General features: G+C 65.3%; 24 protein-coding genes. 17 read left to right on the forward strand and 7 right to left on the reverse strand.

The annotated features are described in order from the left end of the window. The first annotated feature begins 4 nt into the window (after nt 1–4). Genes FOS14_RS05025 through FOS14_RS05035 form a run of 3 tightly spaced genes read left to right on the forward strand, consistent with a single transcriptional unit; the run spans nt 5 to nt 4,292 of the window. Nucleotides 5–1,285: a glycosyltransferase gene (locus FOS14_RS05025; protein WP_185981621.1), complete on the forward strand. Its 1,281-nt coding sequence runs from the start codon at nt 5–7 to the stop codon at nt 1,283–1,285. Beyond that, nucleotides 1,282–2,466: a glycosyltransferase gene (locus FOS14_RS05030; RefSeq protein ID WP_143769179.1), complete on the forward strand. Its 1,185-nt coding sequence runs from the start codon at nt 1,282–1,284 to the stop codon at nt 2,464–2,466. The genes FOS14_RS05025 and FOS14_RS05030 overlap by 4 nt, the downstream gene beginning before the upstream one ends. Then, nucleotides 2,463–4,292 (forward strand): class I SAM-dependent methyltransferase, encoded by a 1,830-nt coding sequence (locus tag FOS14_RS05035; protein WP_143769180.1) that lies wholly within the window; start codon nt 2,463–2,465, stop codon nt 4,290–4,292. Before FOS14_RS05030 ends, FOS14_RS05035 begins: the two co-directional genes overlap by 4 nt. A gap of 2 nt (nt 4,293–4,294) precedes the next feature. On the opposite strand, the gene FOS14_RS05040 is transcribed toward FOS14_RS05035, so the two are convergent. From FOS14_RS05040 to FOS14_RS05065, 6 genes are all read right to left on the reverse strand, one after another. After that, the gene (locus FOS14_RS05040) at nt 4,295–5,392 is read right to left on the reverse strand and encodes a methyltransferase (protein WP_143769181.1); all 1,098 of its coding nucleotides are present in this window, start codon (nt 5,390–5,392) and stop codon (nt 4,295–4,297) included. Between the two features lie 46 nt (nt 5,393–5,438). Then, nucleotides 5,439–6,692: an RNA polymerase sigma factor gene (locus FOS14_RS05045; RefSeq protein WP_143769182.1), complete on the reverse strand. Its 1,254-nt coding sequence runs from the start codon at nt 6,690–6,692 to the stop codon at nt 5,439–5,441. A gap of 9 nt (nt 6,693–6,701) precedes the next feature. Beyond that, nucleotides 6,702–7,100 (reverse strand): YciI family protein, encoded by a 399-nt coding sequence (locus tag FOS14_RS05050; protein ID WP_143769183.1) that lies wholly within the window; start codon nt 7,098–7,100, stop codon nt 6,702–6,704. Nucleotides 7,101–7,165: 65 nt separating this feature from the next. After that, nucleotides 7,166–8,575 carry an HNH endonuclease signature motif containing protein gene (locus tag FOS14_RS05055; protein ID WP_143769184.1) on the reverse strand — a complete coding sequence of 470 codons (1,410 nt, stop codon included), beginning with the start codon at nt 8,573–8,575 and terminating at the stop codon, nt 7,166–7,168. A 61-nt stretch (nt 8,576–8,636) separates the two neighbouring features. Then, nucleotides 8,637–9,134, reverse strand: coding sequence for a phosphoribosyltransferase (locus tag FOS14_RS05060; RefSeq protein WP_143769185.1), 498 nt, complete (start codon nt 9,132–9,134; stop codon nt 8,637–8,639). A gap of 97 nt (nt 9,135–9,231) precedes the next feature. Continuing rightward, nucleotides 9,232–9,666 carry an ester cyclase gene (locus tag FOS14_RS05065; RefSeq protein WP_143769186.1) on the reverse strand — a complete coding sequence of 145 codons (435 nt, stop codon included), beginning with the start codon at nt 9,664–9,666 and terminating at the stop codon, nt 9,232–9,234. An 86-nt stretch (nt 9,667–9,752) separates the two neighbouring features. Here FOS14_RS05065 and FOS14_RS05070 point away from each other — a divergent pair, with 86 nt between their 5' ends. The 5 genes from FOS14_RS05070 to FOS14_RS05090 all read left to right on the forward strand — a co-directional run bounded on the left by FOS14_RS05070 (nt 9,753) and on the right by FOS14_RS05090 (nt 15,393). Further along, on the forward strand, nt 9,753–10,811 hold the full coding sequence (locus tag FOS14_RS05070; RefSeq protein WP_255450074.1) for a helix-turn-helix transcriptional regulator: 1,059 nt from the start codon (nt 9,753–9,755) through the stop codon (nt 10,809–10,811). Nucleotides 10,812–11,054: 243 nt separating this feature from the next. Then, nucleotides 11,055–11,417, forward strand: coding sequence for a PEP-utilizing enzyme (locus tag FOS14_RS05075; protein ID WP_143769187.1), 363 nt, complete (start codon nt 11,055–11,057; stop codon nt 11,415–11,417). Next, nucleotides 11,414–12,610, forward strand: a complete 1,197-nt coding sequence (locus tag FOS14_RS05080; protein ID WP_143769188.1) for a hypothetical protein — start codon at nt 11,414–11,416, stop codon at nt 12,608–12,610. The genes FOS14_RS05075 and FOS14_RS05080 overlap by 4 nt, the downstream gene beginning before the upstream one ends. A 2-nt stretch (nt 12,611–12,612) precedes the next feature. After that, on the forward strand, nt 12,613–14,229 hold the full coding sequence (locus FOS14_RS05085; RefSeq protein ID WP_143769189.1) for a PEP-utilizing enzyme: 1,617 nt from the start codon (nt 12,613–12,615) through the stop codon (nt 14,227–14,229). 18 nt (nt 14,230–14,247) lie between these two features. Next, entirely contained in the window at nt 14,248–15,393 is a 1,146-nt protein-coding gene (locus tag FOS14_RS05090; protein WP_255450075.1) for a hypothetical protein, read from the forward strand. A gap of 19 nt (nt 15,394–15,412) precedes the next feature. Here FOS14_RS05090 and FOS14_RS05095 read toward each other — a convergent pair whose 3' ends face one another. Beyond that, on the reverse strand, nt 15,413–16,207 hold the full coding sequence (locus FOS14_RS05095) for a LuxR C-terminal-related transcriptional regulator (protein WP_143769190.1): 795 nt from the start codon (nt 16,205–16,207) through the stop codon (nt 15,413–15,415). A 147-nt stretch (nt 16,208–16,354) separates the two neighbouring features. On the opposite strand from FOS14_RS05095, the gene FOS14_RS05100 reads away from it, so the two are divergent. From FOS14_RS05100 to FOS14_RS05140, 9 genes are read left to right on the forward strand one after another with little or no spacing between them, the layout of a single operon-like run. Next, nucleotides 16,355–17,089 carry a PEP-utilizing enzyme gene (locus FOS14_RS05100; protein WP_255450076.1) on the forward strand — a complete coding sequence of 245 codons (735 nt, stop codon included), beginning with the start codon at nt 16,355–16,357 and terminating at the stop codon, nt 17,087–17,089. A 4-nt stretch (nt 17,090–17,093) separates the two neighbouring features. Beyond that, nucleotides 17,094–18,665, forward strand: a complete 1,572-nt coding sequence (locus tag FOS14_RS05105; RefSeq protein WP_143769191.1) for a hypothetical protein — start codon at nt 17,094–17,096, stop codon at nt 18,663–18,665. Then, nucleotides 18,652–20,121, forward strand: a complete 1,470-nt coding sequence (locus FOS14_RS05110; protein WP_143769192.1) for an AMP-binding protein — start codon at nt 18,652–18,654, stop codon at nt 20,119–20,121. The genes FOS14_RS05105 and FOS14_RS05110 overlap by 14 nt, the downstream gene beginning before the upstream one ends. A 26-nt stretch (nt 20,122–20,147) precedes the next feature. Continuing rightward, nucleotides 20,148–20,756: a hypothetical protein gene (locus FOS14_RS05115; RefSeq protein WP_143769193.1), complete on the forward strand. Its 609-nt coding sequence runs from the start codon at nt 20,148–20,150 to the stop codon at nt 20,754–20,756. Then, entirely contained in the window at nt 20,753–22,489 is a 1,737-nt protein-coding gene (locus FOS14_RS05120) for a pyruvate, phosphate dikinase (RefSeq protein ID WP_143769194.1), read from the forward strand. The genes FOS14_RS05115 and FOS14_RS05120 overlap by 4 nt, the downstream gene beginning before the upstream one ends. Beyond that, nucleotides 22,486–22,980 (forward strand): biotin/lipoyl-containing protein, encoded by a 495-nt coding sequence (locus FOS14_RS05125; RefSeq protein ID WP_143769195.1) that lies wholly within the window; start codon nt 22,486–22,488, stop codon nt 22,978–22,980. Before FOS14_RS05120 ends, FOS14_RS05125 begins: the two co-directional genes overlap by 4 nt. After that, nucleotides 22,973–24,382 carry an acetyl/propionyl/methylcrotonyl-CoA carboxylase subunit alpha gene (locus tag FOS14_RS05130; RefSeq protein ID WP_143769196.1) on the forward strand — a complete coding sequence of 470 codons (1,410 nt, stop codon included), beginning with the start codon at nt 22,973–22,975 and terminating at the stop codon, nt 24,380–24,382. Before FOS14_RS05125 ends, FOS14_RS05130 begins: the two co-directional genes overlap by 8 nt. Beyond that, a complete protein-coding gene (locus FOS14_RS05135) occupies nt 24,379–25,878 on the forward strand; it encodes a carboxyltransferase (protein WP_143769197.1) in 1,500 nt (499 codons plus the stop codon). Before FOS14_RS05130 ends, FOS14_RS05135 begins: the two co-directional genes overlap by 4 nt. Further along, complete coding sequence (locus FOS14_RS05140) at nt 25,878–26,288, forward strand: Zn-ribbon domain-containing OB-fold protein (protein ID WP_143769198.1); 411 nt, start codon at nt 25,878–25,880, stop codon at nt 26,286–26,288. The genes FOS14_RS05135 and FOS14_RS05140 overlap by 1 nt, the downstream gene beginning before the upstream one ends. Nucleotides 26,289–26,297: the final 9 nt, after the last annotated feature.

Raw genomic sequence — 26,297 nt, forward strand, 5'->3', positions numbered from 1 at the left:
GGCGATGAGCGGTCATCTGGTGTTGCTGGCCTACGGGACGCAGGGCGACATCGACCCGTACCTGGTGCTCGGTCGGGAATTGCATGCGCGCGGTCACCACGTCCGGGTGGTCACGCCCGACCGCTACGCCGGTGCCGTCGAGCGGGCAGGTCTCGAGCAGTGGTCCTTCGGTCTCGACGTCGAATCGCTGCTCGTGCAAGCGGACTGGCAGACCTGGAAACAGGGCGGTCGGCAGCAGCAGGCCGACGGCACCAAGGAGTTTCTGCGCTATGTACTCGCGGACATGCCGGAGCGTCTGGGCGAGATCGATGCCGCCTGTGCCGGTGCCGCAGCGATTCTCAGCCCGTCCTGGGGCGGCATGAGCCATTTCGGCGCCGACAGCCGCGGCATCCCGGCCGCGTTCTTGCAGTTACAGCCGTGGGAGCCGAGCGCCACCTATCCCAACTTGATGCTGTCGCCGGACAGGTCGCTGCCCGGCCCGCTGAACCGGGCCACGCATCGAGTTGCCGCGCAAGCGCATTGGCATCTGATTCGCAAGCACATCAACGACTGGCGACACGAGCGCTACGGCCTCGAGCCGCTGCCGTGGCGGTATTCGCGGAGTGGGTCGGCGCCGGTGCTGTGCGGATTCAGCAGGCACATCGTCACCCCTAGCCCGGATTGGGGCAGCAATGTTGCGGTGACCGGGAACTGGTTCGACGATGACGAGCCGAAGTGGACGCCGCCGCAGGCGTTGACCGACTACCTGGCCGCCGGCGCCACCCCGATTTTCGTCGGGTTCGGCAGCTGGCTTCCGGCGAACGCCGCCGGCCTCTACGAGTTGGTGGTCGATGCCGCCCGGCAGGCTGGTGTCCGGGCCGTCGTGCAGGTGGACCCCGAGACGGCCGCAGACCCGCACACGTTCGGTGACGACATCTACGCCATCGGGTTTGTGCCGTACCGCTGGATGTTCGAGCGCGTGGCCGCGGTCGTGCATCACGGCGGGGCCGGTACCACGGCACTCGCGGTGCGCGCGGGCGTCCCCAATGTCGTGTGCCCCTTCTTCGCGGACCAGAACTTTTGGGCGAGCCGGGTGGCGGCTATTCACGCCGGGCCGAAACCGATTCCGGTACAAAAACTCACGGCTGACAGGCTGGCCGAGGCGGTCCGAACCGCGGTCAGCGACAAGACCATATCTGCCACCGTCGCCGGACTCGGCGCCGCGATGCGGGAAGAACGGGGAGCGGCCGTGGCCGGTGACGTGCTCGACGAGTGGTTGCGCAGCGAATGCGGGGTGCTCGAGTGACGCGCATTCTGTTCGTCGTCCCACCGCTCGCGGCGCACGTGCACCCAACAGTCGCGGTCGCGCTCGAACTGCGCGATCGGGGGCATGACGTCGCCTGGGTCGGGCATACGGAGCTGATCGCGCCGATGCTGCCGGCGGATGCCGAGATCATCGAAGTGTGCGGGGATGAGCGCCAGCGCAACGACTTTCGTGAGTGGTTCGACCACCTCGAGGCACGCCGGGAGAAGATGCGCGGCGCGGCCGCGTTCCGGTTCCTGTGGGAGGAGTTCCTGCTCCCGCTTTCGGTATCGATGTTCGACGGCATCGACCGCGCGGTCACCGGGTTCCGGCCCGACATTCTGGCGGTAGATCAGCACACGCTTGCCGGGGCCATCGTCGCCCGCAAGCGCGGGATCCCCTGGGCCACAATGGCAATCATGTCGGCGGAGATCGTCGATCCGCTGCCGCCGAAGCTGCAGGACTGGGTGCGAAGTTCGCAGCGTGACCTGTGTGCGCAGCTCGGCGAGAACCCAGACGACTACGCCGGGATCGCGGACCTACGATTTTCCCCCGACCTTGTCATCGCTTTCACCACTCCCGCACTGGTCGGTCCGGTCGATGACTACCCGTCGCACTATCGGTTCGTCGGTCCCTGTCTGCACGCCCGTGGCGGTGAATTCGATTGGGCGTGGCTGGATCCGCAGCGGCGACATGTGCTGATCACGCTGGGGACGGTGAGCTCGGTGATCGGCACCAACTTTTTGCGCACGGCCGTTGCGGCCGTCGGCGAGATGGCCGCGGACACCCAAGCGATTCTCATCGACCCGAACGAGGTCGTGGAGTCTGTTCCACCAAACGTGCTGCGCGTCGCTTGGGTGCCCTACCTCGAGTTGCTGCCCACGCTCGACGCCGTGGTCTGCCACGCCGGTCACACCACCAGCTGCGAGGCGTTGGCCAATGCGGTTCCGCTGGTGATGGCGCCGATTCGCGACGACCAGCCGGTGACCGCCTGGCAGGTCGAAACGGCCGGCGCGGGAGTGCGCGTGAAGTTCGGCCGGGCCCGCCCGGCCGACATCCGGGACGCGCTCGACCGGGTCCTCGACGATGCAGCTTTCCGGGAGGCCGCTGGTCGCATTCGTGACTCGTTTACCGCCGCCGGGGGCGCCCGCGCCGCGGCCGACTACGTGGAGAAGCTGACGTGAAGCGCTCAGGAAGGGCAATTCCGGCGCTGATGGCGGCCGGACTGGTTGTCAATGGGGTGATCAAGCGACGCCGCGTTCGCGCGCTGCCGAGAGTCGCTGCCGGTGCGCCCGGTGTCCGCCCGGACGATGTCCGCGTCGTGACCGTCGACGGCGTCGTGCTCGACGCGGAGACCGTGGAGGCCGCGCGCGCCCGATTGGCCGACGCGAGCCTGGCCGTGCTCGACCTCGTTCCAGGGGACCTGCCGACCGGGCCAGCGCTGCGTCTGTTCGGCGGGCTGAATCCGAAAACCTATCGACAGCAACGGCTCGCGGCGGCGCAGAGTCCATGCCAGGCAACGCTTGTGGTCAAGGACACCCATGACCGGCTGGGTGTCAGCGACACCGACTGCCTGTCGGCGGCGGAGATGGCGCGCTTTGCGTTGGATGCGAAACGGTGCGCTGCCGGAAGTGCCGACGCTGCGCTGGCGCCCGGCCTGCGCTCGGTGACTTTCGACGCCGCCACCGAGCGCGTGATGTGGGAATCGATGGGTTTCAAGGTGCCCATCGTGCTCGCTGCGCCGATGCTGCGGCACCTGCTGCTCGCGGCCGGACTTGCGGTCAACCCGGTCTGGGGTGCCGTGGCGCTCGCGGCCTATCTCGGGCAGCCCTATCTGGTGTTCGCCGGCACGCAACTGCGACCGCGGGACCTGCACCGGGCATCAGCGACACGACTGTTCAACGAGCCGCGAAACTGGTTGCGCGCGTTGCGCGGTGACGAGCGGTCGCGGGCAGTGGCCGCTGAGCGCGCCGATCGCGTCGGGCAGGCTCGGGAACAGTACCGACGTGAAATCGCCGAAGGCGTCGAACGTTTCCTGGAGCCGCGGCGACCCGACTGTCCGTGGTGCGGAAGTTCCGCGCTGACCGACCACGTGCGCAGTCCGGACATGAACCGCGGGAAGCCGGGCATGTTCGTCCTCGACCGGTGCGCGGACTGTGGGCACATCTTCCAGAATCCACGGCTGACGCTCGCTGGCCTGGAGTTCTATTACCGCGACGCCTACGACGGCCTCGGCGAATCCACCAGCGAGTTCACGAAAGCGCTTGCCGGGCCGGCCTACACGGCGCGCGCCGAGTTTGTTGGACGACACACGACGCCGGGGAGTTGGCTCGATGTCGGCCTCGGCCATGGGCATTTCTGCACGGTGGCCAAGGGCATATGGCCGGAGGCGAGGATCGACGGGCTCGACATGAGCGCCAACGTGGACGAGGCTGCCCGGCGCGGCTGGATCGATACCGGCTACCGCGGACAGTTCTGCGAGCTGAGCGAGGAACTAGCCGGGCGATACGACGTGGTCAGCATGCAGCATTATCTCGAGCACACGCTCGATCCCAAAGCGGAAATCCGTGCCGCGGCACAGGTTCTCACGGTGGGTGGCTACCTGCTGATCGAAGTCCCCGACCCCGAGTGGCTGCTCGCGCGACCGCTGGGCAGGTACTGGCTCGGGTGGAGCCAGCCCGAACACCTGCACATGATCCCGATCGAGAATCTCAAAACCGCGTTGCGGCAATCGGGATTTGCCATTGTGGATGAGCAGCGCGGCCGGTCCCACGTCCCGATCGAACTGTCGACCGCGGCGATATACCTGACCAAGAATGCGGCGCCGAACCTGTCGGCCTGGTCACCGCGGGAGCCGTCGCGATTGCGCCGAATCGGCCTGGCCGCAACCTGGCTCGCTGGCGCACCGGTAATTGCCGCAGGCGCGATCGGTGACGCACTGCTGATGCCGGTGACCCGCGAGACCGATCGCGGCTCGGCGTATCGCCTGCTCGCCCGATTGGACGGCTGACGTCAGGCCGGCTTGGCCTCGATGACGCAGATGGGACCTGCGGTCGGCACTATGCGCGCCAGCTCGAATCCCGCTTCGGCCAGGAAGTCGCGGAATTCCTGCGCTGTCCGTTCGCGGCCGCCGAGGCTGAGCAGCATTTCCAGGTCTACGAGTTTGCCGAAATGCGGCTCGTCACCCTCCGGGAGCACGAACTCGATCAGAAGCAGGGTGGCGCCGGTCGGCATGGCCGCGCGGACCGTCCGCAGGATCGCCAGCGCTTCGTCGTGCGGCCAGTCGTGAATGATGTGTTTGAGCAGATAGGCGTCCCCACCGCTGGGTACTCGCTCGAAGAACGAGCCGGATTCGACGGCGCAGCGTTGCGCCACACCCTGTTCCGCGAGCACCTCGGCTGCTGCTTCGACGACGTGCGGCTGGTCGAAGAGGATGCCCCGCGACTGGGGTGTCTGTTGCAGAATGGCGGCCAGTAACCGGCCGCGGCCGCCGCCGACGTCGACGATGGTATCGAAACGCGTGAAATCGTAGGCCGCACAGATTGGTACGGTCGACAGTTCGGAAAGGCTGGTCATCGCCTCGTCGAAAATTGCCCCGAATTCCGGCTTGTGACTGAGGAATTCGAAAAATGGCATGCCGCGGATCTCGCGAACGCTTGGGTCGCCGGTTCGCACGGAGTCGGTCAGGTGCGCCCAGTGCTCCCAATGCTCAGGTGATCCCACGAACAAGGCGAAGCCCCGCATCGACGCGTCGGCGTCGGACCGCAGCGCGTCCGCGAGTGCGTTGAGGCGATAGCGTCCGCTCGAGTCGCGGGCAAAAATGCCTTTGCTGACCAGGAGACGCAGCAGGCGCTGGACGCCGTCCGGGTCGGCACCGACCTTGTCGGCGATCTCGGTTGCCGTCAAGGGTCCATCGGCCAGGGCGCCCGCGATGTCGAGTTTCGCGGCCGCATAGATCGCTTGGGTGGCCCAACATTGATTGATCATCTCGAGCAGCGCGACCGGCGGTGGCACCATCCTGCGGTGCAGGGCGGACACTCCCGATCGCACCACGTCCAGCACGTGTACCACCCGCGCGGGCGGTACCTTGGGGGCGGCAATCTTCAACATCGGCCAAGCATAGGTGCGCGACGACAAAACGGACATACCTCCGCCATCAGAAAATCTGCCGCTCGTTCAGACGCGCGCGGCGGTCTTCGAGAAAACTGACGACAGCTGGGTCGGTGGCTAAGGCAATGGCTCGATCGTAGGCCTGGCGGGCTGCGTCGCTGTCGCCCGCGGCGGCGAGCAGATGCGCCCGCGCGGCCCATATCGGTTGGAATTCATCACTTTTCGGTGCCTGCACGCCGTCGAGAAACCGCAATCCCGCCGCCGGACCGTCCTTTTCACCAAGGACCACCGCCAGCGAGACGGCCGCCCCGAGCGTCGGGGCTCGCGTGAGCAGCGCGCGGTAGAGGGTCTCGAGGGCAATCCAGTCCGTGGTACCGGTTCGGCGTCGATCGCAGTGCGCCGATTGCACCGCGGCCTCGAGTTGGAATCGCCCTATGTCGCCGTACGAATGCGCGCGCGTCAGCCACCGCTCACCGGTGTCGATCAGCGCCGTGTCCCACAACTCTGGATCCTGCTCGACGATCGGAACCAGCCTGCCTTCGGCGTCGTACCGTGCCGGTGCTCGGGCGGTGGCGAACGCAATCAAGGCGGCGAGACCGAGAACTTCCGCGTTGTCCGGAATCAGGTCGATGAGGGTCCGGGCCAGGTAAAGCGCCTCGGCGGCGAGTGAATCATTCAGGGAGTCAACGATGCTGCCGCGCCAGTCGATCGCGAAGGCGCCATAAACGGCCTCCAGCACGGCATCGAGTCGTTCTGCCAGCGCGTCTCGATCCGGCACCGAGAACGGGATGCCTGCCATCCGAATTCGGCGCTTCGCCCGGACGAGCCGCTGCGCCATCGTGGCTTCGGGCACCGCAAATGCCTCGGCGATCCGACGCGCGTCCAGACCGAGGACCGTTTGCAGCATCAGGGGAGTGCGGATGGCCCGATCGATTGCCGGATGGGCACACACGAAGAGCAGTTCGAGCCGTTTGTCTTCGATTGCGACGTCCTCGATTGCGACGTCACCGGCAGGGGCCGGGGCTGGCTCGGTCGCCGCGTCGAGTTCGGTGGTGGTGCGGTGGGCCGCCGAACGATACATGTCGCGCAATCGATTTCGGGCGACCGTCAACAACCACGCGGGCGGGTTGGCGGGTATTCCGTCGATGGGCCAGGTTCTCAGCGCGCGCTCCGTCGCGTCGGACAGCGCGTCCTCGGCCGCGGTGATGTCGCGCGTGGGCGCGGACAGGATCGCGATGAGCCGCCCGTAGTTCTCGCCGATCACGTCGGCGACCCGGGCACGGACGGCTGCATCCGCCATCATGGCCGCTTACCCGACCGCATCATCGATGCGGCAGCCCGCGCTCCAGGCGCCGTCGACGATGGAGGTGGCCGCCGGACGCACCTCAATGACGCCGTAGCGCGCGGCCGGGCACTTCTGCGCCCACGCGACGGCGGCGTCGAGATCGGGCACGTCGATCACGAATACCCCGGAAAGCATTTCCTTCGATTCGACGAACGGGCCGTCCTGGATGCGTAACCCACCGTCGCGGAGGGTGACGCTGGTGGTTGCCGAGCTCGGTGCCAGGATGTCGGCGCCGACCAGTACGCCGGCCTCGATCAGGTCGCGCGCGTACCGCTCGAATGCGGCCATCGTCTCGCGGATCATCTCGTCCGGGATTTCGCCGGGGGCGGGCTCGCCGTGATTGAGCAACAGTGCGTAACGCATGGTCTGGTCCTTTCGGTAGGTTGCGGACACTGACATGACGATCGAGGACCGGCCGAATCGACATCTCAGTCCAGATTCGCGGGAAGTGAGAACCCGTGCTGTCCGAGGGTGCTGCGCGCATGCACGATTCCGTGGCGCAGCAGCCCGTAGTCCCAGAGTTTCGCGGTCTTCAAGGCGTGATGTCGCGCGCAGAGGCATTGCAGGTTGGCCAGAATCGTCCAGCCGCCGTGGACCGGTTTGCTGTGGTCGTACTCCTGAATGTGGTCGATTTGGCAGTCTGCGGCGGGCACGCAGCATCCCGGGTGGCGGCAGGTTCCGTCTCGAAGACGGACGGCGTCGGCGAGTGCGGCGCTGGGCCGGTAGGCGAGCGCGCCTGGTGGTGGTTGGGTGAATCCGCCGTGGCCGTCAGGGAATTCGGCATGCACGGTGTGGGGGAAGTCGAGGACGTATTGGCGCAACCGCGCCAGTAGGTCGTGGGCTTGCGCGATCTGGGCGCTGCCGAAACCGTATGGGCTGGGCGCCGCGACGGTGCCGGCCGGCATGATCGGGCTCACCAGGATGGTGCCGTGCGCATAGGGGCCGTCGAAGGAGTCGACGGCGCGCTCGGCGGTGTCGATGATTGCCTGCCAGGTGGCGTCGGCGGCCAGCGCGCGCGTGGTTTCTGGGTCCAGCGCGCCGTATCCCTCGAGATGTGCGGGGTTGCGGCCGATGCCGAGAACGGTGGCCAGCCCGCACATGAGAGTCAGGCGGATCTCCGGGCGGGGCATGGGCTGTGCGGGTCCGTATTCGCATGCGGGATCACCACATTGGCAGCCCAGACACGACTGTCCGCGCATCAACGCCAGATAGGCATCCGCGCGGCGTTGGGTGATGCTGCGCGGATCGCCGTGACACACCGTCTTGGCCACGGCCGTGATCAGGGCCGAGACCTCGGCGGTTTCGGTGGCGGTGAGCGTTGCCGTCACCCGGCCCATGCCGCGTGCGAGCGGTCGTTGCTTGACGTTGCGTTCGCCTTTGGCGCGCTCGTGTGCGCGGCTGGCCCAGTCCGGGTCGTCTTCGGCGAGCAGGCGGTCGATCTCGGTGCCGAGCTTGCGCGGCGGCAGGGTCTGCGCGGCGTCGAGGATGCGCGGTTCGAGTCGGACGATCGTCGCCAGCGGGGCACCGCAGGTGTGTTCGGTGACGGCCTGCACGGCGGGCAGGGTGAGGAGCCCGTCGGTGAACGCCGCGGCAATCTCGGGCATTCGCTCGAGTTCGAAAGAGATCCGCAACCAGTCCGCGACCACGGCGTAGGTGGTCGACAGCGCCATGGCGATCTCTTCGAGCGACGATCTGTCATCCGGATTCGGATGCGCTTCCTGAAATTCTTTGACCAGAGCTATCTTGTTCGCCGCGGCGGCAGCTTCCGCGCGGCTGGCCGCGGTGATCAGGGTGAGCGTCGACGACTGAGCAGCTGGCCCAGTCAGTGTTTCGCTCATGTGTTCGAGTCTATCGTGAGAAGTGCACTGCCGCAATGATTCTGCTGTGGGTGAAATACGGCTACGATTCGAGCACCGACGGTGGCCGGGCGACAACGGGTGGAAGCGTGGACCACGGAAAATTGATCCATCGGTCGGTGCGGCGCCAGACGTATTCGCAGTTCACCTCCGAGTGCGGTTTCTGGTAGATCACCGCGCAGCGAGCCTCAGCAACATGGGCGGCGCAGAAGTCGCGAACGAGCCGCAGCGTTGCACCGGTATCCGCGACGTCGTCGGCGATCAACACCTTGGCGCCGGTGAGGTCTACCGGGTTGGGCACCGGAGGCAGCATGACCGGCAGGTCGAGGCGCTCATCGACGCCCGTGTAGTACTCGACGTTCATGACGTGCAGGTTCTTGACGTCCAGCGCGTAGCCGAGCGCCCCGGCGACGAAGAGCCCGCCGCGCGCGATGGACAAGATGAGGTCCGGCTCGTAGCCGTCCGCAGCCACGAGCGTCGCCAGTTCACGGCTCGCCGAGCCGAAAGTGTCCCAGCTGAGTTCTTCGCGAGCGGCCATCATCGAACACTACTGAACCACCAAACCACCGGCGAGACCGAACAAATGGCTCAGAATCCCGCTCTGGAAGCAGCCATTCGTTCGGTCTCAACAGTCAGGGCTAACTCACTGCGGCCGGGATGAGCCCGAGTTGTTGCAGCAGTCCGAGTTGATCGAGTCGGCCCCACCGCTCGACGATCTTGTCTGCTTCGATGCGGAAGATGTTGATGCCCTTGAGGTAGAGGGTGTTCTCGGTCGGGTCGGCGCCCATCAACGGCCCGCGGTGGGTGCCGCTGGCGGTGAATCGCTCGACGACGATGTCGCCTTCGGCGACGAGTTGTTCGAGATCGCTGTGCCAGTCGGGTAATGCTTGGCGGAACATCGCGGCGGCCTGCCGCATGCCCTCCCGCCCGCAGGCTCCAGGGACGGGCGGATCGTGGTCGACATAGGCCGGGTCGAGGTAGCGGTCGACGGCGTCGAGGTCACCTTTGCTGAACAGCTCCTGGATGAAGCTGTCGACGAGTTGCTTATTGCGAGAGATCTGATCGGTAGTCATGTCCCAATGCTCGATCGGTTTGTCGCCGGCGAACATCCCAACTATGTGGGGTTTCTTGTGCTCTGTCGGGCGCGCACACTGGTCGGGTGAACACACGGGCCGCTACCGAGCGCGCCGTGCAAGACGTGATCCGGAGCTGTCGCGCCGGCGGTACCGCTGCGGCGCTCGAGGACGCGGTACTGCGAGGACTACGTCGGGTGATGCCTATCGACGCAGCGTTCCTCGCGACCGCTGATCCAGAAACACTGATGTTCACGGGCATTCGAGTCGAGGAACCACTGTCGCTCGTATCCGCGTCATTTCTGGACAACGAGTTCGGTGGTGGCGACGTCAACCGGTTCGCATCGCTGGCGCGCTCGCGCGATCATGTCTCGTCGCTGGATGCGGTGACCGCGCAGGACCGCATGGCCAGCGCGCGGTATCGAGAGATCATGCGGCCGATCGGCCTCGGTGATGAGTTGCGTGCCGCCCTGGTCACCGGTGATCAGTGCTGGGGCTACCTGTGCCTGCACCGTGCGGACGGATCGCTCGGGTTTACCAGCAGCGAAACGGCCCTGATCAGACGGCTCGGTCCGCTTATCGCCGAGGGGTTGCGGCACGCGGTCCTGATGGGCGACGGCCCGAAAATCCCGCGGCCGCCCGCCGGAGTCGTCGTTCTCGATGATGCACTCGACCTGGTCGCGACCACACCCGAGGGCGACGAGCTGCTCTCGTTGGTCGCCGGGGATGGATCGGCGCGTTTGCCGCTGCCGGGTGTGGTGTTCGCCATCGCGGCTGCGCTGAAGGAGTCGGAGCGGCGCGATGGTGCCGCGCTGGCGCCCAGAGCCCGGGTGCGCGGCCGTAGCGGGCACTGGCTCGAGATTCACGCCTCGCGGCTACACGGGGTAGAACCGCGGATTGCTGTTGTCATTACGCCCGCGGAGCGACCCTCGGCGATCCGGATCATGTTGTCGGCGTACGGTCTTAGCTCGCGTGAACAAGAGATTGCAACGCGCGTGTTGCGCGGCGAATCGACCCGTGAAATCTCCGACAACCTCCACATCTCGGTCCACACCGTGCAGGACCATCTGAAAAAGATCTTCGACAAGATCGGCGTACGCAGCCGGCGCGATCTGGTGGCTCACCTTCTCGGGAACTCCGGCTAGCGAACTCGCTTCAGTCGCTCATTCCTCCAACAACCGCCGGCGAGACCGAACAAGTGGTTCAAAATCGCGCTCTGGAAGTAGCCATTTGTTCGGTCTCGCCACTGTGATATCTCTCCGCCCCACACTGTCCCCCAAAGTGCACTGGGTCACGTTCCCCTCGTCTTCGTATGGTCCGACCAGCGTCATTGCACGCGCGAACAGTCGAGAAGACGCCCAGGGACGCTGGGCGGAACGGGAGTAGTGATGACCGGAGATTTGAATCAGGTCGGGACGGGAGTGAACCTTTTCGAAGCAGGTGAGGTGCGCGGCACTGCTCGGTGGTTCAACGACACCGCTGATGTGCTGTCCATCGATGACGACGACCTGGACGAGACCATCGCATTCGTAAACAAGGGCGGCATGACGTTCTTGTCGCCGATCCTGCCCGATCTGCGCGCGATCGTGTGCACCGCCGGCAGCCGTGAATCGCACCTGGCGATCCTGTCGCGGGAATCCGATGTGCCGTGCGTGCTTGCGGCCGAACTGACCGGCACGGTAGCCGACGGCGACACCGTCGTCCTGGACCTCGGCGACGCCGAGACAGCGCGACTGGCGGTGTCGGCATGACCGCACAACTCACGCGCAGCGCGAACCTGCAGGCGCTCTACACCGATCCCAGCTACGAGCCGACGCTTCAGGAGTGGAACTGGTTGGTGCACGTCGCCGGTGCGGCCTACAAGTCGGAGCTCTCGGCTCGGACGGTGTTCGAGTCCGAACTGTTCGGGATGAACACCTACATCTTGATGTCGATGATGGAGGACTACCTCCGCGTCCCGGATCGCATTCGCACAATCCGCCAGCACGCCACTCCTGCGGAACTCGTGGCCAAGGCGCTGCCGATCGGCAACAAGCGCAGCTTTATCAACCTAGCTGCCATGCCCTTGCATTACCTCACGGGCCGTGAGCTTTTCGTGGACCTCGGCGAAAACAGTCTGGCCGACGGTCTGGAAGATCAACTCGAGGTGCTGCGGTTCTGGCGTGAGGCGACGATCGCCATGCGGACGGATGGCGTGCTTTTCAACATGGACGCTGATCCGCCGAACAGCTCGCACGTCGTCGGCGAGGGGTTGCTCGACGAGATCCGCGCCAACCTCGTCACGGCCGACGATCAGGTGAAGACCGGTATCCGCAAGTTCGGTGCCCGGCTCACCGCGTATGCATTTCTCGAAAACTGCGACGCGCGAACGGCGGTGTGCGACACCGGGCCGTATCAGTTGCCGGACGGCTCGTTCCTCGCGCTGCGCGAAACCTGCACGGACGGGGATGGTGACTTCCCCTGGGTGGACGGCATCCGGGAGACGCTGCCGTTTCACCACTTCGTCATCGCCTACCGCCTGCCGGGCGAGATCAAGATGGACAACAACGTCTGGGGCACAGCGTGGTTCACACCGAACGACTACCAGGCGAGCATCATCGAGACGCGTGTCTTCTGCACCGACGACGGCACCCTGCGTCCGCTCGGCGCGGAGGATGTCAACGAGGCAACGCAGGCAATACGCAAGGCGCATCGCGCGCTGTATCAGCGCCTCGCGGAGACCGATCCCGAGGAGCGCAACCTGTACGCGACGCAAATGTATGCCTGGAAGTTGAAAGCCTGGGCACGGCTCGCGGACTGTTATGACGACTTCGACTGGAGTATCACGCCGCGAATCGCCGCTTCCTACAACAGGTTCAGCGACCCGGATCTGGCTCTTCAACTCATTGGGGGTGTCTTCGTTCCTCAAGACCGTGACGGCTGCTTCCGCCCGTTGGGAGATTGACCATGAATGTGCTTGGAAAAGGCGTTCCGTCATACGCTTTCGAATCGGTCACCGGTACGGTCCGGCGATTCAGCTCGCCGGTCGACGTGATCGAATCGATCGACAGTGACCTGGAGACGACCATCGCCCTCGTCGCGTCCGGCGGGACAACGTTTTTGTCACCGATCCTCGGTCGCCTCGGCGGAATCGTCTGCCTGGACGGCACGCTGCGTTCGCACCTGGCGATCGTGTCCCGGGAGTTCGAGGTGCCGTGCATCGTCGGCGCCGAACTCGGCACCGATCTCGCCGACGGTGCGGAGGTCGAACTCGTCATCGAGAATGGAGCAGGGGTGCTCCGCACCGGTGCCGAGTCAGAATCTGCTCCGGTGGACGTGAGCGAAGCGTGGTGGAACTACATACGCCGCGTCGGCGACGAGATCGCGGTCAAGGACTTCGATGTCGAGGTCACGCCGGCGGCGTTGGATCGGCTGATTGCCGAGAAACTCACCGAGGAGCGACTCAACGATTTGGTGCAGCACATGGGCCGGGCATTCAAGCCCGAGATGACCCGCCGATCGGGATTCACCTCGGAGCTGTTCCCGATGCTGCCGTACATGTCGCTGTCCGTCATCGAGGACTTCCACAGCTACGCGGAACGGGTCGCCATCATCGACGCGGCCGTACCCGCCGAGGAACTCGGCCGGCGTCTCCGCGAAGGCCCGAACCGAATCAGCCCGCTGTGGATCTGGATGATCGGCTACCACTTCCTTTGTGGCCGTGAATGTTGCATCCACCTGGGCCAGGCGGAAAAAGCCGAACACCGCGAAGACATCCGCACCGTCGTCGACTTCTGGCGCCGTCTGACGCTCGCGCACCGCGGCGACGGCACCCTCGACAACAAGGACGCAGGATTCACCAACCGCTACCTCCCGCAACCGGTGGTCGACGAGTTGGTCAGTGGTGCACAAGCTTTGGACGCTGAGGCACGCAAGAATCTCAAGCGGCTCAACGCGACGGTGTCCGGCTATTCCTTCCTGTACTTCTGCGACTCGCGGGTGGGCACCTGCGACTCGGGACCGTACCCACGCAGTGGCAACCGCGAGACGATCGTTCGCGACTACCTCTCCCTCGGGCCGAGCACCTGGGCGTACCCGTGGGCGGCGGACCTGGAACCGCCCTACGCCGGTCTGACGATGGCGCTGACGTACGACCGCTCAGCATTTACCGAGTTCGAAATCAATGACTGGGGAACCACGTTCACCGAACCGGGACCGCTGCTGTCTGCGGTCGACGAGGCGGCGGTGTACGGGTACCGGGCGGACGGCAGCCGCGAACTTCTGCCACCGGAGTCCTGGCCGACGATCGCGGCGGAACTCAGCCACTGTCACATGGCGCTGTACCAGCGCTTCGCGGCGATGGACCGGCGGGAGCGCATCTTTGCGGCAACCACCATGTACACGTCCGGGTTGCGTCCGTTCGCGGCGCTCGCCGGTGTCACCGACCGCATCGATTGGTCGATGTCGCCGAAGACGCTCGCCTTGTATCCCGAACCGTTCGACAACGACGACAAGGCAGCCGCCATCTTCGGAACGGCCCTGGTAGCCAACGACATGCCGGGCTCCTTTTCGCCCATCCCCTGACCAGGAAGGAGGCGCGACGTGCGCCAATCCATGCAGAAACTCGTCGCCGCCGATGAATTGTTGTGCCACCAGACGCCGGAGACCTTCGCGACGATCAGCCAGGCCGACACCTCGTGGACTGAAAAGTTGTGGGCGTCGCTGTTCGCCCGCGACGGGTCGATTCAGGTCGACATCGGGATCGGGAAGTACCACAACCGCAACGTGATCGACATGTTTGCCGGGATTTCGCGCGGCACCGAGCAGTTGACCGTGCGGGCCAGCCGGCAACTCGATCTCGATCCGGAACGGGTCGGTGTCGGACCGCTGGATTACGAGGTGCTCGAACCGCTTCAGAAAGTCCGGTATACGCTGGCCCGCAACGACATTTTGCCACTTAGTTTCGATCTCACCATCACCGGTGTGCTACCGCCGTTCCTGGAGAGCAAGGACGCGCAGCGGGAACCGCACGGCTTCCGCATCCAATCCGATCTGCTGCGGTATCACCAGGCCTCGACGGTGAGCGGCACCGCGTGGGTGGACGGCGAGCGCATCGATGTGCGCGACGAGGAGTGGTTCGGTTTCCGCGACCACTCCTGGGGCGTGCGAATGGATGTCGGTGAACCGGCGCCCGACATCTACAAACCACAGCGACTCGACGGCGACTTCATCCTCACCTGGAGCCCCATGTGGTTTCAGCGCCCGGACGGATCGAGTTACGAGATCCACCATTACCTGCAGTCGGTGGACGGCGCGGTGACCTACTTCTCTGGGTTCGAAAACCTTTCCGACGGTGGACAACAGCCGCTGAACGGTCTGCGCGACGAGCTCAAGTACGACCCGGTCAATCGGCGTCTGCTCGGCGGGAAACTGACCTTCGACGCCGGGTGGGGTCAGACCCGGACCATTGAGATCGAACCGATCAGTGACACGGGCTTTCATCTGGGAACCGGGCTCTATTTCGGATTCAAGGGTCAGCGGCATGGCCAGTGGCATGGACCGTCACACTTGGACGGTGAGCGCTATGCCGATGTGTCACAAGCTGATACGGCGCGCGAGGTGCATCAGCTGCGGGACTGTGTGATTCGCTGTCGCGAGGGCGATGCCGTCGGTTACGGAATCTTCGAGTCGATGGTGATCGGCGAGCATCCTCGGTACGGACTGACCCGAGAATCATCGTTTCTCTGAATTACGGCTGGCCCGTTCGTCATAGACCTTGCGAGCGGGCCAGCAGCGCCAGTTCCATTCGGGACTGGCAGCTGGTCGCGGTGAGAATCCGACTGACGTACTTTTTGACGCTGTCCTCGGCGAGGGAAAGAGCCTCGCCGATTTCGGCGTTCGATAGCCCTTCGGCGACGAGTTGCACGACTTGGCGCTGCCGTTCGGACAGTTTGGCGAGCGTGGCCTGCGGGCGCGACACCGGCAACCCACGGCAGGTGGCCGAGAGCTGACGGCTCAGCAGGCGCAACGTCGCGGCCTCGGTTGCTCCGATCTTGTCGGGCGCCGGATCGAACATGCCGATGAGCGCCGTGTGCCCACCGGGCAGGATCAGCCGCATCGCCGCGGCGGTCTCCATTCGCCAGGTCGCCACGAGGAAGTGCCGAACGTAGGCGTCGGCGGTCGCCGGCAACGGTCCGTACGAGGACAGTTCCGCAAGCGAGGACACCCCGCTCGCGACGAGTTGGCGCATCGCCGCGGGGGTCCCGAACACGTCGTATCGAGCCCATCGTTCCCGGTATTCCGGCAACATCCGCGCCGTCTTGCCTTCGGTCAGCGGCGCGGAATCGCCGAACACGTTGTGGAAGGTCGCTCCGGAAAAGAACGAGACGTGCTTGAGCGCGAAAGTGTCCTCCAACGCCTCGATCACGCATTCCTTGAAATCCGGTAGCGACGCTGCAGTGTCGCAACGTTCGAGGACGTCGAAGACGCGTTCGTAGTCGCTTCGTTGGAGTGAATCGCGCAGTGGTGAACGTGGACGGTGCTGCGGGGATGGGGTGGTCATCAGAGCTCCGAACTGTCCACCAACGTGGACTGGGTCACACCCGCGATCGTACATAAATTCTTTTTACGCAGCCAAAGCGCAACCCCGGTTCCGAGCCTGTCCGAGCAGGTCAGGCCATGTCTGGGGGACCGACACAGCGAGGTGAGAATGTCCGACTCCACTGTTTCCGACAAGGCAGCGGTAACTCGGCCCAAGTGGGGCTCGTCCGAGATGCTGCCATTACCCAACCGCTTCAACAGCGCCGTGCGAGCGCTGGTCGCTGAGCGGTTCGCGGCGCTCGATGCGGACTGGAAAGACGTCGTTTTCGACCGCGATTTCGAGCTGTTCACAGCCGATGACGCGCGCGCGATAGAGCGGCAGACGCTGGAGTCCGGCTATCGGTTCGACTTCTCGGCGACCGTGTCGCTCGAGTCGGAGCCAGAGAAGTACAAGCGTCCCGAACGCGAGGCGCCCGCGTTTGCCGAAGGACCGTCGAGCAACGGCCGCCGGCAGGTCGGCGTCGGCGATAACGTCATCCGCAAGTCGCAGACCGTGACTGGTCCTGTCGCCCTGATCTCGAAGGTCGAGCAGGTGATGGATTACCTGACCGACGGAATCCCGGCGGACACCATCGCGGTGATCGACGACTCCGGCGGCACGCTGACCGCACCCATCATCGAGGGCTTCGCCGGCGTGATCTGCCTCGGCGGCACGGTGCGCTCACACCTTGGAATTCTTGCTCGCGAATACGACGTGCCGACCCTCATGAACTGCAAGATCGACCACCTCAACGACGGCGACGTCGTCGAGATCGAGGTCACCGCTTCGCCGCCGCCGGCGGACGCATACGAAACGGGAAACACCGGGCACGCCCGGATCTGGCTGATCGAGAACGAGGGCTGACACCATGGCGAATCTGACTTACCGGTCCCTGCTGGAGACCAACAACTACCTGAGGAACCTGTCCGACACAACGTACTGGCTGTGTATCACGCGCACGGTGCAGGAGTCGAAGTTGTTCCCGATGAACCCGTACATGCTGCTGAGCTACCTCAACTCGTTCTATCGCCTGCCGACTTTGCTGCGCGAAATCGACGCGGCAACGCCCGCAGAGGAACTCGGCGATCGGGCCCGCGAGGTCAGCCTCAAGGTCGACACCGTCAACGCAGCGTGGGGAATGCCGGCGTTCTACCTCATCGGCCGCGAAATGCTGATGAACTGGGGTCTGCTGCGCCCGGGTGACGCCGTCGAAGACGTGGTCGACGTGCTCGATTTCTCGCGCCGCTTCAACCTCGCGTATCACCGCAACGACGGGCACATCACCAACAAGGAATTCGGTGACCGCAGCCAGTTCCTGCCGGAGCGCACATTGCAGGTCTTCGAGGCGGACCTGCATGGCGTCACCCCCGGTGACCGTCTGCACACGGCGGCCACGAAACTCATTGCGCAGCTGAGCCAGTACGCATTTCTCGCGCACTGCGAATGCCGCATCGGACTGCACAACAGCGGGCCCTACAACTTCGGCGACAACCGTCAGCTGATCGTGCGAGACTTTTTCGAGCTGACCGAAGGCGACTACCCGTGGCTCGACGGCATCGCGACGCAGCTGCCGTTCAACAACCTCACCATCCCAATCGTATTCAAGGACACCAACTTCCACCTCATGGACGACTGGGCGTCGTTCGAGGCGGAGCCGAGCTACGACGCCGCCAACATCGTCGCGGTCGGGATGTATACCTCCGACGCGCTCACCGACGGCTACGTGCCGGTCGGCATGGAGAACGCGCAGACGCTCGCCGAGACCATGGAGCACTACCGCGAGATCCTCAACGAGGCCACCGCGGATCTGTGGAAGCGGATCGCGAGCTGGTCGCGGGAGCAGATGATCGACGCCGGAGCGCTGGTTTATTCCTCGGTCGCAAAGGACTTCGCCCACCTGGCCGGAACCTACCGCCAGGACGACTGGTTCCAGCTCGACGCGCGCGTGCAGCGGTTCAAGCCGCTGATGAACGACGAATTCGGCCGCGACAATCTGGGTGAGATGGTCGGTTTGCTCGGGTTGCCGCACCAGAAGGCGAACGAGTACACCATGGCTCGTTACTCCAGTCTGAACCAGAACATGCTGACCGCCATCCCGTACTCGGTACTCACCGACGATGATTTCGCGCCAACCGTCGGCGACCGATTCAGTGGGTCGAGCAGCCTGCCGGCCAAGAACGGCCTCTGGACCACCAGTGCCGGTCGCATCGACATCGAGGAGTACAACCGGCTGGCGCGGGGTTTCACCCCCGCCGTGCTCGGCAAGGAGAACCGCTACCTCGACGAGGAATGGGTGAAGTGGAACTACACCTCGTCCCGCGCGGACGACCTGTACCGACTCACCCAGCGGGGATCACGCAATCTAGCTGACCGAGGCGCCGGGCTGCGGCGAGCGGACATCGCGGGAATTGCCGAGGAGGCGCGCGGTGCAAATCGGTGACCTCATTCGCCGTGCTGGCCGTCAATTCGGTTCCGCGCCAGCGCTCGTCGATGGTGATCGGACGGTCAGTTTCGTCGAGTTCGACGAGCTGACCGACAGACTCGGAAACGCGCTCGTAGCGCGCGGGCTCGAGCCGGGCGATCGGGTGGCGGTCCTCATGCCCAACGGCATCGACGGTGTCGTCGTCTACTACGCGCTGGCGAAGGCCGGTCTGGTGCGCGTCCCGCTGAACGTGCGGGAAACTGCGGCCGAGCACGCCTACAAGATCGACGATTCGCAGTCGCGCGCACTGGTGTACGCCGGGGCACCTCCGGCGCAGGTGGAGATCATGATCGGCGCCGAGGAGCTGCCGGTGATGATCGAGCAGGCCTCGGCTGACGCCTGCGATGTGCGGCGCGATCCCGAGGCACCGTTGCGGCTCGCCTACACCGGAGGCACGACCGGGCGGCCGAAGGCGGTCGTTTTGACCACCCGCAGCGAGTTGGCAGAGGTTTCGAACTTCCTGGTGGATCTGCTACCGAACCTGCGGCCCGATTCGGTGATGCTGCACGCGGCGCCGATCACCCACGGCAGCGGCGCATTCTTCCTTCCGCACCTGGTCAAGGGCGCGACGAACGTGGTACTCCCGAAGTTTTCACCGCTTGCCTTTCTCGCAGCGGCCCAGGAGTACGGCGCGACGACCACGTTCATGGTGCCGACCATGATCGCGATGCTTCTCGAAGAACCCGTGACCGCGACGGCGGACCTCGCGCTCGAGCGCTTGTGCTACGGCGGGGCGCCGATCGCCACCAGTGTGCTGAGCCGTGGGATCGAGCTTCTTGGGCCGGTTTTCGCGCAGCTGTACGGCCAAGCCGAAGCGCCGCTTGCGATCACCTGCCTGCAGCCATGGGAGCACACCCCCGAGCGGCTGACAGCAGCCGGAAAGCCCTACACGTTCGTCGAGGTCGAAGTTCGTGACGCGGACGGAAATGCGCTGGGCGCCGGCGAGGTCGGGGAGGTGCTGACCCGCGGGCCGCACACGATGAGCCGCTACTGGCGCCGACCCGAAGCCACGGCCGAGACGCTCGAACCCGACGGCTGGCTGCACACCGGCGACATCGGCCACTGGGACGCGCACGGCTACCTGCACCTCCTCGACCGACGCCACGACGTCATCATCTCCGGCGGATTCAACGTCTATCCCAGGGAAGTTGAAGAGGTGCTGCTGCGCCACCCTGCCGTGGTCGAGGCTGCGGTCGTCGGACTGCCGGACGAGAAGTGGGGGGAGCGGGTCACGGCCGCCGTGGTAATCCGGGCCGCAGTGGAGCCCGACGAGATCCTCGGCTTCTGCGCCGAACGACTGGCAGGTTTCAAACGGCCACGTGCGCTGGAGATCTGGCCCGCCATACCGACAAGCCCGGTAGGTAAGTCGCTGCGCCGCGAAGTGCGTGACCGCATGGTCGCCGCGAGCTCATGACACCACCGGATACCGAAAGGACCATCATGTTAGACGACTACGAGCTCACCGTTCATACGCTTACTCTGCGCCAGCTGGGATCCGGGGAACAGTTGGCCGAGGTCAACGGACTGCCTGCAGCCGACGTCGACGTCGCGCTCGACAAGGCCGTCGCCGACGGCTTTGTGATCGCTGCCCGGGGCAACTTCATGCTCACCCCAGCGGGCCGGCAGTTCCTCGACAGTGTCTATCCCCGGGCGTTCGCAGAGATCCGTTCGAACGGCGAAATCAGCGCCGCCATGGACGCATTCGAAACCGGAGTGAACAAGCAGATTCTCGCGCTCACCACCGACTGGCAGACCGTCGACGTCGACGGTCAGCGCGTCAGCAACGACCACGGTGACGCGGCCTACGACGAAAAGATCCTCGACAAGCTCGGGCGGGTGCTCGACAAGACTCAGAAAGTGTTGCGTCCGTTGGTGAGTGCGGACCCACTCGTAGACAGATTCCTGGACCGGGCCGGGGCTGCGCTCACCCGCGCCGAAGGCGGCGAAACCGATTATGTCAGCGGCGTCCGCGTCGATTCGGTGCACACCGTGTGGTTCCAGATGCATGAGCACATCCTGCGGCTCACGGGGCGGGAGCGTCCGGAATGAGCACCGCTACCCAGATGCGTTGGCTGGTGGTCCCGGACGGGCCGGCGGAGCCGAGCCGCGACCTGGTCGGCGGCAAGGCGTGGAGCCTGTGGCGGATGCGCTCGCTCGGGTTGCGGGTACCACCCGCGTTCGTGGTGACGACCGAGGCGTGCGCTGCGTACTTCGAGAGCGGCGGCCTGCCAGACGGCCTCGCAGACGAACTGGAAGCCGGAATTCGGTTGATGGAGAAGGAACTCGGACGCACGTTCGGTGGCCACGACCGGCCGCTGCTCGTCTCGGTTCGCTCGGGCGCCGCGATCAGCATGCCGGGCATGATGGACACGATTCTCGACCTGGGCTGCAACAACATCGTCGAAGCCGGCCTTGCGGCGGAAACGGGCGACCCTGCGTTCGCCGCCGAAGTGCACCGCCGCTTCACCGGCTTCTATGGCCGGTTGGTGCTCGGCTGCGCCGAGGAACTCGACGAATTGCCCGATGTGGCGGCCGTGCGATCCGCGATCGCGGCCGAGGTCGACGAAGCAGTGCCCGCCGACCCCTGGGAGCAACTGCGTGCCGCTGTCGCAGCGGTGTTCGAATCGAGCAGATCGCGCAGGGCTATCGCCTACCGCAAGCACTATGGAATACCCGACGACTTGGGCACCGCAGTCACGGTGCAGGCCATGGTTTTCGGGAATCTCGACGCGAACTCGGGTACCGGAGTCTTGTTCACCCGCAATCCCGTCGACGGCACCCGGCACCCGTACGGCGAGTACCTGCCGTGTGGGCAAGGCGAGGACGTCGTGTCCGGGCGGGTAACGCCGCAGCCGCTCTCTGAGTTGGCGGCTCGCGCACCGCATCTGCACGCAGAACTGCTCGCGGCCGCCGAGCGACTCGACCGTGAGGGCCGCGACGCGCAGGACATCGAGTTCACCGTGCAGCGCGGCGAACTGTTTCTGCTGCAGTCGCGCCCGGCGAAACGAACCGCCCGCGCGGCGGTGCGGATTGCGGTAGAACTCGTCGACGAAGGCGTCATCGAACCGGTCGAGGCGCTCTCGCGAGTGACAGCCGAGCAGATTCGTACTCTTCTTCGCCCCGAAATCGCCCCTGGCGCTGGCGTTACCGCCGAACTGCTCGCCTCCGGAGCGGCCGCCAGCCCGGGGGTGGCGACGGGACTCGTCGTCGACACACCCGAAGCGGCGCAAGCGAACCCGGGCAGCGTACTCGTCCGTCGCTCGACGAGCCCCGACGATGTGCACGGCATGATCGCGGCCGTCGCCGTCGTCACCGAACAGGGCGGGTCGACCTCGCACGCCGCGGTGGTGAGCCGGGCGCTCGACACGCCGTGCGTTGTGGGATGCGGGGCCGGCACCGTGGAAAAGCTCGTTGGTCGCCTCGTCACCGTCGACGCCACCAACGGCAAAGTCTATGCCGGTGCGGTGCCGACATCCGCAGTCGACGAGAGTTCCGACGACGACCTGCGTCGGCTCACCGAGTGGGCGGAACGCCACGCACCGGTAGCCGTCAACCAAACGCACGGTGACGGGCCAACGTTCGACGCGGACACGCTCGCGGGCGACCAGCTCGGCGAGCAGCTCCTGCAAATCCCACCCGGCACCAAAACTGTTCGCGGCGCGGCCTTCTCCACTCCCGAGGGTGTTCGGGCCGCTCTCGACGCGGGCGTCGAGATTATCGTCGCGGCACACCGGTTGCCCGTTTTGCTCGCGGCGATCGCTCATCGGAGGAAACCATCATGACAACACCGGACAACGTCACCCGTCGCGAGATGCGTCAGCTCCTGCGCACTTTCCACGACTCCTCGTGGACCGCTATGACTCTCGACGTACGAGGCATGCGCATCACCGTCGGAAAGAACGGCCCGCCGAGCCCTGTTTCGCCGGCGCGTGCAGTCACGACACCGGTGGCTGTCAACCCAGAGGTGCCCGCGCCGGAGTCCGTCGTGGCCCAGCCTGCAGCGACCGCTCCGGCGAACGTCGGGGGGTGCGTTGAGGTGCGCTCGCCGACCGTCGGTGCGTTCTGGACGGCGCCTAGTCCAGGGGAGCCGCCGTTCGTCCAGGTTGGCCAACACGTCGAGGTTGGCCAACAACTCGCCATCGTCGAGGTGATGAAGTTGATGAACCCGGTCGTGGCCACCGAATCCGGTGAGATCGTGCAGATTTGCGCGGCCAATTCCGAACTCGTCGAGTTCGATCAGCCGCTGTTCTTGATCAGGCCCTCCGATGGCTAGCCCAGCGATGGTGCCGACTGCGCCGCCGACGGGCGTGTCGCTGCGCCGAGTGTTGATCGCGAATCGAGGGGAAATCGCTGTCCGCATCATTGGGGCGTGCCGCAAGCTTGGTATCGAGGCCGTGGTCGTGACATCGACAGCAGATCGAAACGGGCTTCCCGCGCGGCTCGCCGACCGTGCGGTCTGCATCGGGCCCGGGCCGGCCGGACAAAGCTACCTGGCGATTCCCGCTGTGCTGAGCGCTGCGCTCGGTACCGGTTGCGACGCAGTGCATCCCGGCTACGGGTTTCTCTCCGAGAACCCGGAGTTCGCCGCCGCATGCGTCGCCGCCGGACTGGTGTTCGTGGGTCCGCGCCCGGAGGCCGTGGCCCAAGCTGGGGACAAGGCGCGTGCACGCGAACTCGCCCGGTCCGCGGGAATTCCCGTGCTCTCCGGGTCACCGGTGCTGGCCACTGCCGACGCCGCTGCGGCAGCTGCCGCGGAAATCGGCTATCCGGTGCTGGTCAAGGCGGCTGCCGGTGGCGGCGGCCGGGGAATGTCCGTGGTGGAAAACGAGGCAGAACTACGGGCCCGGTGGTCACCGGCTGCCACCGAAGCGCAATCGGCATTTGGTGACGGGCGGCTTTACGTCGAGCAGTTCATCCGGCGTGCGCGACATATCGAGGTTCAGGTCCTCGGTGACAAACACGGCCACGTCATTCACCTCGGTGAACGCGATTGCACGCTGCAGCGGCGTCACCAGAAAGTCGTCGAAGAATCGCCCGCGCCGAACATTCCGGAGCAGATCCGCGAAGATATCCGCCGCAGCGGTGTTGCGTTCGCCGCCGCTCTCGGCCTCGACAGCGCGGGCACCGTCGAATTCATCTACGACGCCGATACCCAGCGATTCGCGTTCCTCGAATTCAACGCGCGAATCCAGGTGGAACACCCGATTACCGAACTCGTCACCGGCGTCGATCTTGTCGTTGAGCAACTGCGCAGCGCAGCGGGGGAACCGCTACGTCTGCGCCAAGACGACATTTCGCTCACCGGGCACGCGATCGAAGTCCGCGTCACCACCGAAGACCCGGCTCGCGGATTCATCCCGAACCCGGGGACTGTCCAGGTGTGGGAACCGCCTGTGGGGGAGGGGATCCGGGTCGACTCTCATTGTGAGCCGGGCTACGTGGTTACCCCGTACTACGACTCGCTGCTGGCCAAGATAGCTGCGTACGGACCTACCCGCGACCGAGCCACCGACCGAATGACCGAAGCGCTGAGTCGATTGCGCGTAACCGGAGTTCCGACGACAGCCGACTTCGCACGCTTCGCGCTGGACCACCCGGACTTCCGTGCCGGCACCGTGACCACCGATTGGATCGCCGCGCACGGGCTTCCCGACTATCTGGAGAAAATCTCATGAACTACCTGGACTGCGCTCCGCGCAATGCTGATGGCAGCCGCCGGACAATCGACATCATCGATCAGACGCTGCGCGATGGTCCCCAAAGTTGGTGGGGAATGCGCCTGCGTAAAGACATGGGTCTGCCGATGGCAGCCGAACTCGACCGCACTGGTTTTCACACCATCGACCTGGTGGGCAGTTCCATCTTCGAGGTGCTCGTCCGGCATTGCAAAGAGGACCCCTGGGAACAGCTCATCTCGCTGTCGAAGGCGATGCCGAAGACTACTGTGCGCGCGGGAACCCGAAGCAACGGGATCGTGACGTTCGGTTTGACCGCCGACAGCGTGATGGACCTGTGGGTGCAGCGCCTGTGCGCGCACGGCATCGGCAGCTTCTGGATCTACGATGGACTGTTCAACATCGACAAGATCGGCCGGCTCGTCAAGACCGTGCAGGCACATGGCACCCAAGCGGTTCCGTGCATCCTGTATGCGGATAGCCCGTACCACACGGACGAGTACTACGCGGAACGCACGCGCGAACTGGTCGCCTTAGGTGCCGACGGTATCGAACTCGAAGATGCGGCAGGACTTCTCACGCCGGAGCGTACCCGCTCGCTGGTCGCCGCCATCAAGGGGGCAGCCGGTCAGCTGCCCGTCGAGATCCACTTCCACAGCAACAACGCGCTCGCGCCGGTCAACTACCTCGAGGGCCTGCTCGCAGGAGCGGATCGCGTGCATACAGCGAGCCGGCCACTGGCGGCGGGGGTTTCGTTGCCCTCGACGGAAAACACAGTCGCTAACTTGCGCTATGCGGGGTTCGACGTCGAGCTCGACGACTCGCGGTTCGCAGCGGTGGAACAGCATCTGCTTCGGGTCGCCGAGTACGAAGACCTGCCTGTCGGCCAACCCGCTGAATACTCGTTGTTCCAATATCGTCACCAGTTGCCGGGCGGCATGGCCGGAACCTTCAAGGCGCAGCTGCGCGATCGTGGCATGGAGGACCGATTCGAAGAGGTCCTGGACGAAATGGCGCGAGTCCGTGAAGAACTGGGTTATCCGGTGATGGCCACTCCGTTCTCACAACTGGTGGGAACGCAGGCGGTGCTCAATGTCGTCACCGGCTCGCGCTACTCGGTGGTTCCCGACGAGGTGTTGATCTACGTCCATGGTTTCTACGGCAAGCCGGTGGCGCCGATCGATCCTGACGTCCTGGACACGATCATGAGCTCACCGAAGGCCAAGACGTATCAGGATTGGGAACCGCCGCAGCCCAGCCTGGCCGAGATCCGCAAGAAGTTCGGCGAGTCCATCAGCGACGACGAATTGATTCTGCGGCTCCTGGTGCCGGAGCGTGACATCGACGTCATGCGGGCCACGCCGCAACGCAATCGGGACTTCTCGCCGACGAGCAACGAGATGCGCTACATCCGCGAACTCGTCGAGACCTCAGTGGGCGCGTACCTGCACATCGAGGCCGACGACTTCACGCTGACACTCGAGGGCGGCCACTGATGAGCGAACTGGGTGTCGGACGGCCCACCAAACGCCGTGCGGGCTCGGCGGTCGGCGGGCTGCCGGTGGCAGACTCCCGGCCGGTTCTCACAGCGGCGGGCGTCCTCGGATCACGTTGCATGGCGTGCCGTTACCCGAGTGCGCAACAAGGCATTCCGTGGTGCCCGGTGTGCTATGCGACCACCGAGCCGGCGACGTTCGCGCGCAACGGGGCGGTGTGGTCGTCGACCGTCGTTGCGATCCCCGTCGGGACCCGAAAGCCGCCGTTCGGCCTGGCGTACCTCGACCTTGACGACGGACCGCGGGTGCTCGTCCACCTCACCGAGCCGACGGTGCTGCGGATCGGCGAGCGGCTGGAAATCTGCGGTTGCGACGGCGGCGACCTGGTCGCGAAGAAGGAGGGCGCGTGAGCAAGCAAC

The sequence above is a fragment of the Skermania sp. ID1734 genome (assembly GCF_007489285.1).
In the GTDB taxonomy this organism is placed as follows: Bacteria; Actinomycetota; Actinomycetes; order Mycobacteriales; family Mycobacteriaceae; genus ID1734.